This window comes from uncultured Devosia sp. (genome assembly GCF_964244875.1).
Taxonomy (GTDB): Bacteria; Pseudomonadota; Alphaproteobacteria; order Rhizobiales; family Devosiaceae; genus Devosia.
The window spans coordinates 1-16,301 of sequence record NZ_CAXTKA010000003.1 but is presented as its reverse complement, the minus strand read 5'-3'; the positions used below and the strand labels follow the sequence as shown (position 1 = coordinate 16,301).

General features: G+C 60.5%; 15 protein-coding genes and 1 tRNA gene. 9 read left to right on the top strand and 7 right to left on the bottom strand.

Annotation, left to right across the window (positions count from 1 at the left end; genetic code table 11):
• Positions 1 to 92: 92 nt before the first annotated feature.
• From ACFE8X_RS04775 to ACFE8X_RS04760, 4 genes are all read left to right on the top strand, one after another.
• Positions 93 to 842 carry a sugar phosphate isomerase/epimerase family protein gene (locus ACFE8X_RS04775; protein ID WP_375450314.1) on the top strand — a complete coding sequence of 250 codons (750 nt, stop codon included), beginning with the start codon at positions 93 to 95 and terminating at the stop codon, positions 840 to 842.
• 5 nt (positions 843 to 847) lie between these two features.
• The gene (locus ACFE8X_RS04770) at positions 848 to 1,990 is read left to right on the top strand and encodes a Gfo/Idh/MocA family protein (protein WP_375450313.1); all 1,143 of its coding nucleotides are present in this window, start codon (positions 848 to 850) and stop codon (positions 1,988 to 1,990) included.
• A 142-nt stretch (positions 1,991 to 2,132) separates the two neighbouring features.
• On the top strand, positions 2,133 to 3,185 hold the full coding sequence (locus tag ACFE8X_RS04765; protein ID WP_375450312.1) for a sugar phosphate isomerase/epimerase family protein: 1,053 nt from the start codon (positions 2,133 to 2,135) through the stop codon (positions 3,183 to 3,185).
• An 11-nt stretch (positions 3,186 to 3,196) separates the two neighbouring features.
• Positions 3,197 to 4,348: a Gfo/Idh/MocA family protein gene (locus ACFE8X_RS04760; protein ID WP_375450311.1), complete on the top strand. Its 1,152-nt coding sequence runs from the start codon at positions 3,197 to 3,199 to the stop codon at positions 4,346 to 4,348.
• Positions 4,349 to 4,386: 38 nt separating this feature from the next.
• On the opposite strand, the gene ACFE8X_RS04755 is transcribed toward ACFE8X_RS04760, so the two are convergent.
• From ACFE8X_RS04755 to metC, 4 genes are all read right to left on the bottom strand, one after another.
• The gene (locus ACFE8X_RS04755; RefSeq protein WP_375450310.1) at positions 4,387 to 5,250 is read right to left on the bottom strand and encodes a TraB/GumN family protein; all 864 of its coding nucleotides are present in this window, start codon (positions 5,248 to 5,250) and stop codon (positions 4,387 to 4,389) included.
• Positions 5,251 to 5,348: 98 nt separating this feature from the next.
• On the bottom strand, positions 5,349 to 5,654 hold the full coding sequence (locus ACFE8X_RS04750) for an ETC complex I subunit (RefSeq protein WP_375450309.1): 306 nt from the start codon (positions 5,652 to 5,654) through the stop codon (positions 5,349 to 5,351).
• Between the two features lie 62 nt (positions 5,655 to 5,716).
• Positions 5,717 to 5,793, bottom strand: a tRNA-Pro gene (locus ACFE8X_RS04745).
• A gap of 55 nt (positions 5,794 to 5,848) precedes the next feature.
• Positions 5,849 to 7,063, bottom strand: a complete 1,215-nt coding sequence (gene metC / locus ACFE8X_RS04740; protein WP_375450308.1) for a cystathionine beta-lyase — start codon at positions 7,061 to 7,063, stop codon at positions 5,849 to 5,851.
• Positions 7,064 to 7,290: 227 nt separating this feature from the next.
• On the opposite strand from metC, the gene ACFE8X_RS04735 reads away from it, so the two are divergent.
• The 5 genes from ACFE8X_RS04735 (at position 7,291) to ACFE8X_RS04715 (ending at position 12,743) form a co-directional block, all read left to right on the top strand.
• A complete protein-coding gene (locus ACFE8X_RS04735) occupies positions 7,291 to 8,307 on the top strand; it encodes a transporter substrate-binding domain-containing protein (RefSeq protein ID WP_375450307.1) in 1,017 nt (338 codons plus the stop codon).
• Positions 8,308 to 8,429: 122 nt separating this feature from the next.
• Positions 8,430 to 9,620, top strand: coding sequence for an amino acid ABC transporter permease (locus ACFE8X_RS04730; RefSeq protein ID WP_375450306.1), 1,191 nt, complete (start codon positions 8,430 to 8,432; stop codon positions 9,618 to 9,620).
• Between the two features lie 9 nt (positions 9,621 to 9,629).
• Positions 9,630 to 10,769: an amino acid ABC transporter permease gene (locus ACFE8X_RS04725; protein ID WP_375450305.1), complete on the top strand. Its 1,140-nt coding sequence runs from the start codon at positions 9,630 to 9,632 to the stop codon at positions 10,767 to 10,769.
• A 2-nt stretch (positions 10,770 to 10,771) separates the two neighbouring features.
• Positions 10,772 to 11,569 (top strand): amino acid ABC transporter ATP-binding protein, encoded by a 798-nt coding sequence (locus ACFE8X_RS04720; RefSeq protein ID WP_375450304.1) that lies wholly within the window; start codon positions 10,772 to 10,774, stop codon positions 11,567 to 11,569.
• A gap of 73 nt (positions 11,570 to 11,642) precedes the next feature.
• Positions 11,643 to 12,743 (top strand): amino acid ABC transporter substrate-binding protein, encoded by a 1,101-nt coding sequence (locus ACFE8X_RS04715; RefSeq protein ID WP_375450574.1) that lies wholly within the window; start codon positions 11,643 to 11,645, stop codon positions 12,741 to 12,743.
• Here ACFE8X_RS04715 and ACFE8X_RS04710 read toward each other — a convergent pair.
• The 3 genes from ACFE8X_RS04710 to cls all read right to left on the bottom strand — a co-directional run bounded on the left by ACFE8X_RS04710 (position 12,740) and on the right by cls (position 16,013).
• Positions 12,740 to 13,759: a hypothetical protein gene (locus ACFE8X_RS04710; protein ID WP_375450303.1), complete on the bottom strand. Its 1,020-nt coding sequence runs from the start codon at positions 13,757 to 13,759 to the stop codon at positions 12,740 to 12,742. The genes ACFE8X_RS04715 and ACFE8X_RS04710 overlap by 4 nt on opposite strands.
• A gap of 73 nt (positions 13,760 to 13,832) precedes the next feature.
• The gene (locus ACFE8X_RS04705; RefSeq protein ID WP_375450302.1) at positions 13,833 to 14,549 is read right to left on the bottom strand and encodes an alanyl-tRNA editing protein; all 717 of its coding nucleotides are present in this window, start codon (positions 14,547 to 14,549) and stop codon (positions 13,833 to 13,835) included.
• 12 nt (positions 14,550 to 14,561) lie between these two features.
• Entirely contained in the window at positions 14,562 to 16,013 is a 1,452-nt protein-coding gene (gene cls, locus ACFE8X_RS04700; RefSeq protein WP_375450301.1) for a cardiolipin synthase, read from the bottom strand.
• Positions 16,014 to 16,301 lie beyond the last annotated feature (288 nt).

Sequence of the window (16,301 nt, the reverse complement as noted above, 5' to 3'; positions counted from 1 at the left end):
GATGCCGAACCGGCGCGATAGTGCCCAATTAATACGCTATCCCGGCACACGTCGAAGTGCCCTTTTCAACGACACCAATCAGGAGGCCATCAGTGACCGATTTGTCATTTCAGCTCTATAGCGCTCGTAATTTTACCCCGCTGGAAGCGTTTTTGCCCAAGCTGGCGGCGCTTGGCTACACCCAGGTGGAAGGCTATGGCGGGCTTTACGCCGATGCGGCAGGCCTTGCGGCCAACCTGAAGCAGAACAACCTCACCATGCCGACCGGCCATTTCGGCCTGACACAGCTGCAGGATACTGCTTCCGCCCTCAAAATTGCCGAAACCCTTGGCATGAAGACGCTTTATTGCCCCCATATCGGCGTCGAAGGTCGCAGCACCGATGAGAGCAAATGGATCGAACTGGCAGAGACGCTAAGCGGCCTGGTTGAAACCTTCAAGGCTGAAGGCCATGGCTTTGGTTGGCATAACCATGATTTCGAATTTGTACCCACCACCAGCGGCCGTACGCCGATGGAAATCCTGCTCGACACAGCCACCAACATCGAGTGGGAAGCCGATGTTGCCTGGATTGCGCGCGGCAACGCCAATCCAAACGACTGGTTCGATAAGTACGGCAGCCGGATCACCGCCGTTCACGTCAAGGATCTCGCGCCGGCGGGCCAACTTGCCGACGAGGACGGCTGGGCGGATGTGGGCTTCGGCACACTGAATTGGGACAGCTTGATCAAGGATGTGACCGCCAAGACCCAGGCGAAGTACTTTGTTGCCGAGCATGACAATCCCGCCGATGCCGAGCGCTTTGCCAGCCGCTCCATCGCAACCGCCAAGAAGTGGAAGTAATCCAAATGGCCAAAACATATGGTGTCGGCATCATGGGTGCCGGCAATATTTCTGCTGCCTATCTGAAACTGGCTCCCTTGTTCAAGGGGCTTGAAGTGCGTGCCGTGGCCGACATCCTGCCGGCTGCTGCCCAGAAACGTGCCGATGAGTTCGGCGTCAAGGCGCAGACGCCTGACGAGCTGCTCAAGAACAGCGAACTCGACGTGATCGTCAACCTGACCATTCCCGCGACGCATTATTCGGTATCGATGGATATCATTTCGGCAGGCAAGCACGCCTATTCCGAAAAGCCGTTCGTGCTTTCGCTCGAAGAGGGCATGGCGCTCAAGAAAGCGGCAGACGATCGCAACCTCAAGGTCGGCAGCGCTCCCGACACCTTCCTGGGAGGAGCGCATCAGCAGGCTCGCGACATCATCGACAGCGGCAAGATCGGCAAGATCATGAGCGGCACCACGCATGTGATGAGCCGCGGCATGGAACACTGGCATCCAAATCCAGACTTTTTCTTCCAGGTCGGTGCTGGCCCGGTGCTGGACATCGGACCATATTATGTCACCGACCTGATCCACTTGATTGGGCCGGTCAAGCGCGTCTCTGCCTTTACGTCGATGGCCCGCGCAGAACGCGAAGTGACGGCTCCCGGCCCCCATCAGGGCACGATGGTCAAGGTGGGCACGCCCACGACCATTCATGGCATCATGGAGTTCCATAATGGTGCCATCGTGACGATCGGCACCAGTTGGGACGTGGCTAGCCACGGTCACCACAATATCGAGCTCTACGGCACCGAGGGCACGGTTTATGTTCCCGATCCCAACTTCTTTGGCGGCGATCTGATCACCACTGACATCGCGGGCACCAAGACCCCGGTTACGCCCTGGCAGCATCCATTCGGCAAGGCCAACCAGGACCTTGACAAGGAGCACCCGCGCGCCAATTACCGCACGGCCGGTCTTGCCGACATGATGCAGGCGATTGAACAGGGCCGCCCGGCGCGTTGCGGTCTCGATGTGGCACTGCATGCCGTCGACGTGATGACGTCGCTGCTCAAAGCCGGCGAGAGCGGCCAAGTGTTGACCTTGTCGACGACCTGTGAGCGTCCCGCGGCGTTGAGCCCCGAAGACTCCCAGGCATTGCTGAAGGCCTGATGTGCGTACCTCATTGACAGGCAAGGTGTGCCGGTCGAGATTGTGATCCAAAACGTGTTCAGGCGGCGGTCATCCGCCGCCTGTTCGTTCAAAGCGGCAACGAAAGACTAAGGCGCAAAGCGCCGACAGAGGAGACGACGATATGCGCACCATCAAGGGGCCCGCCATATTTCTGGCCCAGTTCGCCGGCGATACGGCACCGTTCAATTCTTTCGACGCAATTTGCGGCTGGGCGGCCAATTACGGCTACAAGGGCGTACAGCTCCCTACTTGGGTCGGCAGCTTGATCGATTTGGAAAAGGCCGCGACCTCCAAGACCTATGCCGACGAGTTGGCCGGCACCGCCGCCAAGCACGGTCTGGCCATTACCGAACTCTCCACTCATCTGCAGGGTCAGTTGGTGGCTGCCCATCCGGTCTATGACACCATGCTGGATGGCTTCGCTCCGGCCGCGGTGCAGGGCAATCCCAAAGGGCGCCAGGAATGGGCGGTGCAGCAGTTGATGTGGGCGGCAAAAGCTTCAAGCAATCTGGGCTTAACCGAGCACGCGACCTTTTCGGGCGCGCTGGCCTGGCCGTTTCTCTATCCGTTTCCGCAACGTCCGGCTGGCTTGGTCGAAGAAGCCTTCGACGAACTGGCTCGTCGCTGGACGCCAATCCTCAATGCGTTCGATGAGAATGGCGTGGACGTGTGTTACGAAATCCATCCCGGCGAAGATTTGCACGATGGGGTCACTTACGAAATGTTCCTCGAGCGCGTGAACAACCATCCACGCGCCAACCTGCTCTACGATCCCAGCCATTTCGTGCTGCAGCAGCTCGATTATCTCGACTATATCGATATCTATCACGAGCGTATTCGTATGTTCCACGTCAAAGATGCCGAGTTCAATCCGACCGGCCGACAGGGCGTTTATGGCGGCTACCAAAGCTGGATCAACCGGGCAGGGCGCTTCCGCTCGCTGGGCGACGGGCAAGTGGATTTCGCCTCGATTTTTTCCAAGATGGCACAGTATGATTTTGCCGGTTGGGCGGTGCTGGAATGGGAATGTGCCATCAAGCATCCCGAAGACGGTGCGCGCGAGGGCGCTGAATTCATCAAGAACCACATTATCCGTGTCACCGAGCACGCTTTTGACGATTTTGCGTCGGCCGGCACGGATCTGGCGGCAAACCGCAAGATTCTCGGGCTTTAGGGAGAACAGCTATGGCTGAAACCGGCGCGAAGCGCATTCGTTTGGGCATGGTCGGCGGCGGCACCGGAGCCTTTATCGGCTATGTCCACCGCGTCGCTTCCCGCATCGATGGCGACTATGACCTGGTGGCAGGTGCCTTGTCGTCGCGACCTGAAGTCGCCAAGGAATCCGGCCGCAATATTGGTCTGGCCGAGGACCGCATCTATAGCAGCTATGAGGAAATGGCACGCGCCGAGGCGGCCCGTCCCGATGGTATCGAAGCGGTCTCGATCGTTACGCCCAACCACATGCATTTCGGTCCTGCAAAGGCGTTCCTCGAAGCCGGTATCCACGTCATCTGCGACAAACCGCTCACGGCGACACTCGAGGATGCGCGGGCCCTGGCGGCCATCAAGCCAAAAAACGGCGCCAAGTTTCTATTGACCCATAATTACACGGGCTACCCGCTGATCCGCCAAGCCCGGCAATTGGTCGAGTCAGGTGCTCTCGGTACGATTCGCGTTATCCAGGCCGAGTATCCGCAGGATTGGTTGACCGAGCCAGCTGCCGACGACAACAAGCAGGCTTCCTGGCGCACCGACCCTGCGCGGTCCGGAGCGGGCGGGGCCATTGGCGATATCGGCACGCATGCCTACAATCTACTGCGCTTCGTCACCGGCTTGAAAACCGAAGCCGTGTCGGCGGACCTGACCAGCTTCGTTCCCGGGCGCCAACTGGACGACAATGTCCATATCATGCTGCGCTTCCAAGGCGGAGCCAGGGGCATGCTCTGGGCCAGCCAAGTAGCCGTCGGATGCGAGAACGGTCTGCAACTGCGCGTCTATGGCGACAAGGGTGGACTCGAGTGGCGCCAGGACAATCCCAATTACATGTGGTTCACCGAATTCGGCAGGCCCAAGCAATTGCTGACCCGTGGCGGCGCCATTTCCGGCAACGCGGCATCGACCATGAACGTGCGCGTTCCCGCTGGCCATCCCGAGGGGTATCTGGAAGCTTTCGCCACGCTCTACAGCCAGTTCGCCGAGGTCATTCGCGGCAATGGCGCGCCTTACGACGGCTTGTTGCCGACCCTTGCCGATGGCGTTGAAGGCATGGAATTCATCACCGCATCGGTGAAATCCAGCCAATCCGACGGCAAATGGACCAAGCTCAGCGAGGTCTGAACCTCACGGCGAAGACGCCGCTTCAAGTGGCGTCTTTGCTATTGCAGCCGCTTGACGCGATGGCCTTGGCGTTCAAGCAAATCCACGACGCTACCATCGCCAATCAAATGACCCGCGCCGACAACAATGAAGTTTTGCTCGTTGGCCGCCAGCATGGCTTCGATCTTGTTTGACCAAGTGTTGTTGCGGTCATAGATGAGCCTTTGCACGAACCCGTCGTACCCCGCTGAGTCCTGCATGAATATGGCCCCCAGCTGTTCGGGTACGCCGTCGGACCAGGCGGCGACCATGTCGTCGGTCATGCCAGACAAGGCGTGGAGTTGCTTGAGCGTATCGGTCAGCATGCTGATCTGCTCGTCTTCCGGTGCGCTGGCCAGAAAACCAAGTTGTTCCTCTGCGCTCTCGAAAAAAGCCTGCCGTTCCTTGGGCAACTGCTTTTGCAGAAGCATGTCGACGCCGCGTGTGGGGTCGTAGCCAGCGGCAATAAGGGCGGCACTGCTGATCGTCGTCGTGGCCAGCCACGGCTTCATGGCCTGCAGCATGCCCATGGGAAGTTGCATTTCGGCGATCGTGCTGCGCAGCATGTCTGCGTCCGCCGGCTGCAACTGGCTGGAGAGAGTGGTGCCGAGTGCATTCATGCCGATTTCGAACGTCCGGGTGACGATCGACGCCTGGGCTGCGTCTCCCACGTCGGCCTCGAAATAGACTTTGTCAGCGCCCGCAAGCACCTTGTCGAAGGCCGGCGTCCGCCACTCCAGGGCCGGCGGGAGGACGTGGAATGAGCCGAACAGCCAGATCCTGCTGTCACCATCACTGACTTGCCACAGGGCCGGTGCCGCGCTCGCCGGTAAGGCGCAGAGCAGGGCTAAAGCGGCGGCAAGCAGACGTGCAAGGGCTGTCATCGGTCCGTCCTTTTTGGCCGTCGCCTGACCATTGGCTAAGGCAGCCACGGCACAACGTTTCAACGATCAGTGAGCTCCACGGCTACAGGCAGCAAGGCTCAATGCGTCCAGGGCGTCTTGCGGTCGGAGCGGAAATTATCGGGATAACTGACGCGCTTGGGCGTGGCGTCATGCGCCGGCTGCACGAAATAGGGGATGCCGTTCTTTTGTGCATAGGCTTCGGCGGCTTCCAATGTATCGAACGAAAGCTTGATCTGCTGGCGCGTGTCGCTTGACGTCGTATAGCCCATCAGCGGATCGATGCCGCGCGCGGATGCCTGTTCATGCACGAGAACCCAAGCCTTGGACTTTCCCTTGCCTGACTGCATGGCATTGGGAGCGGGGCGATAGATGCGGGCCGTCATGCGAAGATCCTTGAAACCGATGTGCTGCGCCGGATCATGCAGCAGGCACCAATAAATTGCGATGGTCGGAGTACAAAGATTCGAACTTTGGACCCCTGGTTCCCAAAACCAGTGCTCTACCAGGCTGAGCTACACTCCGAGATCGCCGCATCCCGTTACCGTGTTCAATCGCAAAGGGCAAGGGTGCCGATCGTTCAATGTGCAATTGAGCTTGATCCGCGCGAGCGTGCCACTTGATAGCGTTGCAGCGCGGCACTCAGATCGGCCTTGAGGTCATCCACGCCTTCCAGCCCGATATGCAGCCGCAGCAGGTTGCCGCTTGCCGTCCAGGGCACTGCCGTTCGCATTCGCGCCGGGTTGGTGGGCAGGCACAGGCTTTCGTAACCGCCCCACGAATAGCCCATGGTGAACAGCTTGAGCCCGTCAACGAAGGCGGCCACGGCTTCGCGAGGTGCCGCCTTGAGCAGCACGCCGAACAGGCTTCCCGAGCCGGTGAAGTCCCGCTTGAAAATGGCATGGTCGGGATGGCTAGGCAGGGCAGGGTGCAGCACCACATCGACTTCCGGCTGGCCTTCCAGCCAAGCCGCGATGTCCAGCGCGCGCCGCTCATGCTCCTTCATGCGGATTGAAAGGGTCCGAAGTCCACGCGCCACGAGGAACGCCTCGTCCGCCGAAGTAAAAAAGCCGAGCGACTTGCGTGTCTTTTCGACCTCGGCCCAGCGGGTCTGCGTGGCCGAAATGGTGCCGGCAAAGGCGTCCGAGTGTCCCACGAACATCTTGGTGCCGGCATGCACTACGATGTCCGCACCCAATTTCAGCGGCTGATGAAAAAGCGGACTGGCCCAGCTATTGTCGACAATAAGGCATATGCCGGTGGCTTTTGTTGCCGCAGCCATGGCGGGAAGGTCATGCACTTCGAACGTCACCGAACCGGGGCTTTCCGCCAGCACTGCCTTGGTCTTCGGTCCGATCATCCCGGCTATTCCAGCGCCGATTCGCGGGTCGAAATAGCGTGTAGAAACTCCCATCCGTGCTAGAAAACCATTGGCGAAGACGCGGCCAGGATCATATGCCGAATCAGAGATCAAAACCTCGTCGCCCGCCCGCACGCAGCTCAGCAAGGCAATGGTAATTGCGGCCAGGCCAGAGGGCACCAGCTTGGTGGCATGCGCGCCCTCCAAGGCGGTGACGATCGCCTCCACACCCTCGGTCGTCGGATTGCCCGCCCGGCCATAAAGAAAGCGCTGGTCCTGGGCCTCGAGATCGGCAAGCGTTTTGAACAGCACGGTCGAGCCGCGATAGACCGGCGTGTTGACGAATCCAAACTGCTCGTGCGGGTCGCGTCCCAAATGTGTCAGCAGCGTCTCCATCGAGAGCGCATCGAAGTCGCCTGCGTCTTCATCACTCATCGCACCAGCCTGCACAAAATCAAATCACTCACGGGATAAAGCCCAAAAAAGCGACAGCGCTCCTGTCGCAACGGCCTGTCGGGCCTTGACGCCCGCACCATTAGCCGCTTCGATGGTTATCAGCATCACCCAAGCCGTCAAGGCAGTGGTGTCAACCGGACCGGCCAGCCGCAAGGCGGATCGAGTTGCGGACAAAACATCGTCAGGAATCGAACAAAGGCAACATAATGCAAAACAAGCTCGCAATGATCGCTTTGACGGCCGCCTTGGGCCTCGTGGCGGCTTCGGCTCAGGCCGATACGCTCGCCGACGTCAAAGCCCGCGGTTTCGTCCAGTGTGGCGTTACCGAAGGTGTTCCCGGCTTCAGCTTGCCCGACGCCAACAATGAGTGGTCGGGCCTCGATGTGGACTATTGCCGCGCTGTTGCGTCGGCCATCTTCAACGATCCCAAGGCCGTCCGCTTCACGCCCACCACATCCACCGATCGTTTCAACGTGCTCGGCTCGGGCGAGGTCGACCTGCTCGCCCGCACCACGACCTGGACCATGACCCGCGACACCACGCTCGGCCTGATGTTTGTCGGCACCATGTTCTATGACGGCCAAGGCTTCCTGGTCCGCAAGGCCGACGGCATTGCTTCGGCGGCCGATCTCTCCGGCGCCGCAGTCTGCATCGAGGCCGGCACCACCACCGAGCTGAACGCCGCCGACTATTTCTCGGCCAACAACCTCGAGTTCAATCCGGTGACCTTTACCGGCCAGGACGAAGTGCTCAAGGCCTTTGAAGATGGTCGTTGCGACGTCATGACCTCGGATTCGTCCCAGCTCGCGGGCAACCGCGGCGAGCTTGCCGTTCCCGATGACTATGCGTTGCTGCCCGAAATCATTTCCAAGGAGCCGCTCGCCATCGTGGTGCGCCAAGGCGACGATCTGTGGTTCGAGATCACCCGCTGGGTTTACTACACCCTGCTGGAGTCCGAAGAACTGGGCGTCACGCAGACCAATGTCGATGAAATGCTCGGCTCCGACAATCCCGGCATCAAGCGCCTGCTCGGCGTGGAAGGCGACTTCGGTACCCCGATCGGGCTGACCAAGGATTGGGCTTACCAGGTGGTCAAGGGCACCGGCAATTACGGTGAAATCTTCGAGCGCAATGTCGGCGCCAACACGCCGCTCGCCCTGCCACGCGGCCTCAACGCGCTTTGGAACGAAGGCGGCATCCAGTACTCGCCACCGATCCGCTAACAGGTCCATTTGCTCCGGCGCCGTCCATGGCGCCGGAGGCTTTCGCGTCGTCCGGTTGTTGACCGGACTGCGCAAAGGTCGCGGCAAGCAAGGCATGGTTCGCGGCACGACAGGAGCAGTACGTGGCATCAATTGACGCCGGGCGACAAAGTGCGCCCAAGGTCCCGTTTTTCAACGATCCCAAAATCCGCGGGATCGTCTATCAGATCGCGGTTGCCTTGGCGGTCGTGCTGTTCGTCAGTTGGGTTATCCACAACACTGCGGCGAACCTGGCCGCACAAAACAAGGCCACCGGGTTTGACTTCCTGTGGGGAACGGCCGGGTTTGAAGTCAGCTTCACGCTCACCGGCTTCAACCGCTCGTCGCTGTATTGGCAGGCCCTGGTCACCGGTCTTGCCAGCACCATCCTGGTGTCCATCATCGCTATTTTCGTCGCTTCCATCGTCGGTTTTACCTTGGGCATTGCGCGGCTTTCCAACAATTGGATCATTTCGCGCCTGGCGACGGTTTATGTGGAACTCGTCCGCAATGTGCCGCTGCTGCTGCAATTGTTCATCTGGTATTTCGCCGTGCTCAAGGCCATGCCGGCGGTCAAGCAGAGCCTGGTATTTTTTGGCGGCTGGGCGCTGAACCAGCGTGGTCTTTATGTGCCCAAGCCGCTGGTGGATGATCGGTTTTTCATCTTTGCGATCGCCGTCGTGGTTGCCATCGTGGCGATTGTCTTGGTTCGGCGCTGGGCGCGTGAACGCCTGTTCGCCACCGGCAAGCAGTTTCCGGTTACGCTGACCAGCTTGACCATATTGATCGTCCTGCCGTTCTTGGCCTTCGTTATTTCGGGCACCCAGGTCGAATTCCAGACGCCCGTCCTGCAGGGTTTCAATTATCGCGGCGGCATTCAGCTTCCGCCGGAGCTGGTTGCGCTGATCGTTGGCCTGTCGCTCTATCATGCGACATTCATCGGCGAGACCGTGCGCGGTGGCATCGTGGCGATCAGCCATGGCCAGACCGAAGCGGCGCAATCGCTGGGTCTCGACAACGGACAACGTCTGCGGTTGGTTGTTATTCCGCAAGCGCTACGCGTGATTATTCCGCCGATGACCAGCCAATATCTCAATATCATCAAGAACTCCTCGCTTGGTGCTGCCATCGGGTATCCGGAGTTTGTCTCGGTGTTCATGGGCACTTCGCTCAACCAGGCGGGCCGTGCCATCGAGATCATTTCCATCACTATGCTGGTTTACCTGACGCTGTCGCTGTCCACCTCGGCGCTGATGAACTGGTACAATGCGCGCGTCGCATTGGTCGAGCGATAGGAGGCGGCCATGAGCGATATCACCGATGCTTCGGCCAATGGCTTCGTGCGGGAACAATTCAGCCCGCAACGCCCACCGCCCGGCAATACGACGGGACCGCTAGCTTGGGTTCGCGCCAATCTGTTCTCCACGCCTGGCAACGCGATCATGACCATCCTGGGCATCCTGCTGGTGCTTTGGATCGTGCCGCAGATCTACAATTTCATGATCGGCCATGCCGTGTTCAATGGAACGGTGGACGATTGCCGCGTCGCCGATGTCGGCGCCTGCTGGATCTACATCCAGTCGCGCTTCAGTTTTTTCATCTACGGCTTCTATCCACCGGCGGAATACTGGCGCGTCAATACCGTCTTCGTCCTGCTGGCGCTGCTACTGCTTCCCCTCTTGGTACCCAGGGCGCCGTTCAAGCGCATCAATGCCCTGCTGTTCTTTGTCGTGTTCCCAATCGTGGCCTTCAATCTGCTGCATGGTGGGGTGTTCGGCCTGAGCGTCGTTCCGACTGAATCCTGGGGCGGCCTGATGGTCACGCTGATCATCGCGCTGGTCGGCATCATCTGTTCGCTGCCGCTGGGCATCGTGCTTGCCTTGGGCCGACGATCCAAATTGCCGATCATCAAGACGCTGTGCGTCTGCTTCATCGAGCTGTGGCGGGCCGTGCCGCTGATTACCGTTTTGTTCATGGCCTCGGTCATGCTGCCGCTGTTCATGCCGCAGGGGATGACCGTCGACAAATTGCTGCGTGCCCTGGTCGGCGTCACCTTGTTCACCGCCGCCTATCTCGCCGAAGTGGTGCGCGGTGGTCTGGCCGCTATTCCGCGCGGCCAGTTCGAGGCAGCATCCTCGCTTGGGCTGAGCTACTGGAAATCGATGATGTTCATTGTCCTCCCACAGGCGCTGAAACATTCGATTCCCGGCATCGTCAACAATTTTATTTCGCTGTTCAAGGATACCTCCCTGGTCTCGATCGTGGGTATCTTTGACTTGTTGAACACGGTGCAGTCGGCCAGCTCCGATGCCAATTGGGCCACGCCGACCCGCGCCGTCACCGGTTATGTGTTTGCCGGCATGATCTTTTGGATTTTCTGCTTTTCAATGTCGCGCTATTCCCAATGGATGGAACGGCGCCTCCACACTGGGCACAAGAGATAGCAATGACGGAAAATTTCGAAACGGTCGATCGGGCGATCGATATGTCTCAGATGCAGGTTTCGTCGACCGACGTGGCGATCGACGTGGTCGGCATGAATAAATGGTACAGCGATTTTCACGTGTTGCGCGACATCGACCTTAAGGTGATGCGCGGCGAGCGCATAGTGATTGCCGGGCCGTCGGGTTCCGGCAAGTCGACCTTGATCCGCTGCATCAACCGCCTTGAGGAGCACCAGCAGGGGCAGATCATCGTCAACGGGACCGAGCTGACCAACGATCTCAAGCGGATCGATGAGGTGCGGCGCGAAGTGGGCATGGTGTTCCAGCATTTCAATCTGTTTCCGCATCTGACTATTCTGCAGAACCTGACGCTGGCGCCGATCTGGGTGCGTGGCATTCCCAAGGCCGAGGCCGAGGAGACGGCCATGCATTATCTCACCAGGGTCAAGATTCCCGAACAGGCGCTGAAATTTCCCGGCCAGCTTTCGGGTGGCCAGCAACAGCGCGTCGCCATTGCCCGCTCGCTCTGCATGCAGCCCAAGATCATGTTGTTCGACGAGCCGACCTCGGCGCTCGATCCCGAAATGGTCAAGGAAGTGCTGGAGGTCATGATCTCGCTGGCCGAGGAGGGCATGACCATGATTTGCGTGACGCACGAAATGGGCTTTGCGCGCCAGGTCGCCAACCGCGTCATCTTCATGGACCAGGGGCAGATCATCGAGCAGAACGAACCCGAAAGCTTCTTTTCCAACCCGCGGCACGAGCGCACCAAGTTGTTCCTCAGCCAGATCCTGCATTGAACCGCTGACCTGCGTTGTCGAAAACGGCGAGCAATCGGCTTGCCTGCTTGACCGGCGCAAGCCGGTGGCGGATATGCTGACGGCCATGATGGGGCAAAGGCAATCACCGCTCGTTGGCGTTGCGAGAGCACGGTCGTGGTTCGCTGCAGTTTGTATTTTTGTCCTCCTGGTTCTGGGTGGCTTGCCGGCAGGGGCGCAGGCGCCGGATAGCGCTGGAGCGAAAATTCCGACGCTGCAAGCGGTGCGGGAGCGTGGTTTTCTGATTTGCGGCGCGACCAGTCCGTTGCCCGGTTTTGCCCAGCAGGATGCCGCAGGCAAATGGTCGGGGTTCGATGTCGATCTGTGTCGCGCCATTGCGGCAGCGGTGTTTGGCGATCCGGACAAGATCGAGTTTCGCTCCCTGCGCGGCGAGGCGCGGTTTGCCTGGTTGCAGACCGGGACGGTGGATGTGTTGACACGTAATGGCGCCTGGACGCAGCGCCGCGATACGCTTTATGGCGCCAGCTTCGTTGCTCCCAGCTTTTTTGATGGTCAGGCATTCATGGTGCCGCAGTCGCTGGGCATCGTATCGGCCTACGAAATGGACAAGGTCAGCGTCTGCGTGGTCGATAGCGGTTCGGAACTGAATCGGATGGAGGAGTTCTTTTTCACCAACCAGGCCAGCTACACCGAGGTCGTCTATGAGGACGCCGCCGACCTTGCCATTGCCTATCGGGCGGGCCTGTGCCAGGCGGTTTCCGCGACCAGTCGGCAATTGCAGGCGATCCGCCGCGACCTGCCGGAGCCGGCCAGCCACCGTATCCTGCCCGAGCGCATTTCCAAGGAATTGCTCGGGCCGGTGGTGCGCAGCGGGGACGATCAGTGGTTCAACATCGTGCGCTGGACCATGTTCGCGCTGATCGACGGCGAGGAACTGGGCGCGACCTCGCTCAATATTGATTCGCTCAATGCCACGCGCACAGCCGGCGTCCGTCGCATCCTTGGCCTCGAGCAGGATTTCGGGCGATCGCTGGGCCTGTCGCCCAAGTTCATGAGCGACGTCATTCGCGCAGTCGGCAATTACGCCGAGCTCTACGACCGTCATTTCGGCCCGCAGACCGGGGCTGCGCTGCTGCGCGGCCAGAACGCGCTGTGGAGCAATGGCGGCCTGATGTATGCACCCCCCGTTCTCTAATAGTCGATGACGGCAATTTCGCTGCGTCGCGAATCGAGGTTGAACCGTGCCGCCGCGACCCGTCGGTCGGGCAGCCAGACCAACAGGTCCCAGCTCGCCTGGTTCGTGGGAATGCGCTGCACCAGCTTGCGGCTCGCCACCTCCCAGATCAACAGCGCCGATGTGTCCTCGCCCCAGGAACGGGCGCCGTCGAAAGAAGCCGCGACATAAGCGCCCTCCGGGCTGATCCAGACCTCGGGCCAGATGTGCTCGCTCAGCCCCCAGGCGCCCAGCGGCGCGACCGCCAGCGGATTGGCCCAATCGGCAAAGGCGCTATCGGCAATCCTGAGCGCAATCACGCCGCTGTCAGCCAAGGTCTCCTCGTGTTGTACCAGCACCTTGCCATCGGGCGAGACCGCATTGGCCAGGCCCTGCCGATAGAGCGGCAAGGTGGGGGAGCCGCTGATATCGGCCAGCCGCGTCCCGTCCGTCGCCGAATACACCATCGCCGCCATGGCCGGGGGACGCCCGCTGCTGGTATTGCCGCGGTCGATCATCACCCTGGTGTCATCGAGAAAGCCGACCATGGCCACGTTGTAGAACGGCTCGATGGTCACCCGCGTGCGGCCACTGGCGCGATCGATGACAATTGGCCGCCCGTCGAACAGGCTGGCCGCCAGAAGGGTTCCGTCGGGCGATAGGGCGGCGCTCATCCACGAGGCAGCGTTCGGTATGTCGACGAGCTCGACAGTGTTGCCGGTGCTGCCATCGGCAAGATCGGTTTGCACCAGAAGCTGCCGCACGCCAGGCTCCGGGCCGTCGCCGCGCAGGACCGAGAGCACATGCCCCTCCGGCCCGGCCAGCATGGCTTCGATGCGGGTCGCCTCGTAGCGCGCCACTACGGTGCATCTGCTAAGTTTGAGAACGCCGTCGAGCGGCCCGCAAGGATAGAACAGCCCGATCCCCCAACCATAGATGGTGCCGCCGGCGATCAGCAGCGTCGCCAATCCGATTGTCGTCCTGACTGGGAACTTCACGCCACCAGCCTCCGGTTCTTCATCGCTATGGTGGAAGTCATGTGTGACAGAACCTACAGCGCAAGGAACGAGTTCAGTTGGCAAAAAACAGGCTTACGCGCCTGTTCTGCTTTCCTTTTTTCTCGATTTTGCCGATGTGCAACGCGCCGATCTCGCTGGTGTTGCGCACATGGGTGCCGCCGCAAGGCTGCAAGTCGATATCCCCGATACGCACCAGCCGAACCCGGCCCTGTCCCATCGGCGGCTTGACCTTCATGGTCTTGATGAGCTCGGGCTGGGCTGCCATTTCCGCGTCGCTGATCCACTCCGTCGTGATCGCATGCGCGTCCCGCACCATGACGTTGAGATCGGCTTCGAGTTCGCCGAGGTTTTCGGGCACGTCCGGCATGTCGAAATCCAGCCGGCCCTTGTCTTCCCCGATGGAGCCGCCGGTGACGGGGAATGGGAACACCACTGACAGCAGATGCAGCGCCGTGTGCATCCGCATCAAGCCATAGCGCCGCGCCCAATCAATGCTAGCGGTGACGGTTTCACCGACGACCGGCAGGGCCGATCCCTCGATAGGGACGTGCACTATGGCAGTCTTGTCGCCGTCGGGATGAATTGCGCTTACGATGACAATGCTCGATCCATCGGACCGCTCGATGCGGCCGCTATCGCCCGGTTGTCCGCCCGACGCTGCATAGAATGGCGTGCGATCGAGCAGGATCCCGCCTTCCGGGGTCACGGCGGTGACGCTCGCTGGCGTGGCTTGCAGATAGCTATCGTCGCGGAACAGGAATTGAGTCATGGGCAAAGTCTTTCAAAGTACGGGCGACAGCAATCGGGCCGCCTGGGTCGCAAACCGCATGAGCAATGGTCGGGACTTGACCTCGTCAAGAGCGACTTCCCGGCAGTTCTTGAAATCGTCCAGCAGCATGGTCTCGACGGCATTGATGGTCTTGGGATCGGTGAACCAGAGCGTGATCTCGAAATTGATCGAGAAGGAGCGATTGTCGAAATTGGCGCTGCCGACGCTGGTTATCTTGTCGTCCATCAGCACCACCTTCTGGTGCAGGAAGCCGCTGGTGTAACGATAAATCGAAATGCCGTGCTGCACCATGGAATCGGCGTGCGCGATGCTGGCGAGCCAGACTATCCGATGATCCGGCTTTTCGGGCAGCATCACCCGCACGTCGACGCCGCGCAACCGGGCGGCGAATAGAGCGGTTCGCACATCGGTGTCGGGCACGAAATAGGGACTGACGATCCAGAGCCGCTCACGCGCCTGGGCAATCGCGTCGGTGAAGGCGATGGCGCATTCTTCGAGCTTGTCGGCCGGGCCGCTACCCATCACCAGGACCGATTGATCGCCGGGGGTGGGCACCTGGGCCGGTGGGGTGGCGGGCAGCAATTCGCCCGTCGCCCAGGCCCAATCCTCACGGAACAAGAGGGCGCAGCCAAGCGCCGCCGGGCCGGATACGCGGACATGAGTATCGCGCCAATGGCCGAAGCGCTTGTTTTCGCCCAGATATTCGACGCCGACATTGTGTCCGCCCACCCAGGCGACCTCGCCATCGACCACGACGATCTTGCGGTGATTGCGATAATTGATCTGGGTCGGGCCGTAAAAGCGCAGGAATTTGTGGCGCTGGTTGAACCCCGCGACCTTGACTCCGGCGTCGCGCAGGCGGGTACGGAAGCGCTTGGGCATGCCGGTGCTGCCGACGTCGTCATAGAGCAGGAACACCTTGATGCCGGCTTTGGCACGCTCGATCAGGCGCTCGGCGAGGTCGGCGCCCAGGCGGTCGTCGCGCACAAGGTAGAATTGCACGAAGAGGTAGGTTCGCGCCTGGCTGATGCCGGCAAAGATCGAATCGAATGTCGCGGTGCCGTCGATCAGCAGTTCGACCTCGTTGCCGCTCAGAAACGGCACCTCGGAGACCTTGGTCTGGACCGGCCAGGCGTCGCTGGTCTCCTGGTCGATCAGCGCCAAATCCTTGGCGCGCAGCTGGCGGGCGGCGCGGCCATTGCGGATGCGGTCGGTGGCATAGTCGTCAAAGAACTTCCAGCCGAAGACCAGGTATAGCAGGGCGGTGGGGAAGGGCAGCAGGCCCAGCGACACCAGCCAGGCAATGGAGCCCTGCGAGGTGCGTGAGTTCATGATTTCACGCACCGCGCAGATGAAAGCCAAAATGTAGAGTGCGCCGGTGACCGCGGCCACGATATGCAAATCGGCGAAGATCGTCCCCAGGAAATATTCGATGCCGATCACGGTCGCCCATCCAGTTTCATCGCTTTCCTATAGCAGCGGTGTATGGGCGGGCAAAGGCCAGAGCGAAGCGCCGCGCGGGATTGCCGGGCGGTTGGATGGCAGTCAAACGGCATGCGGCGAGACGCGCCTCATGGGTTTGGTTTAGAGTGCGAGACAGCGGCTCGCCGCATGCGACGGGATTTTACACGTGCGCATCGAGCAGCCGCCCTTTCGGATTGGATGCTCCAGCCCGACTGCCTGGGACAGTGTGTCCGATGCAGGTCGAGCCGTCATCCGGCTGGTTGTCAG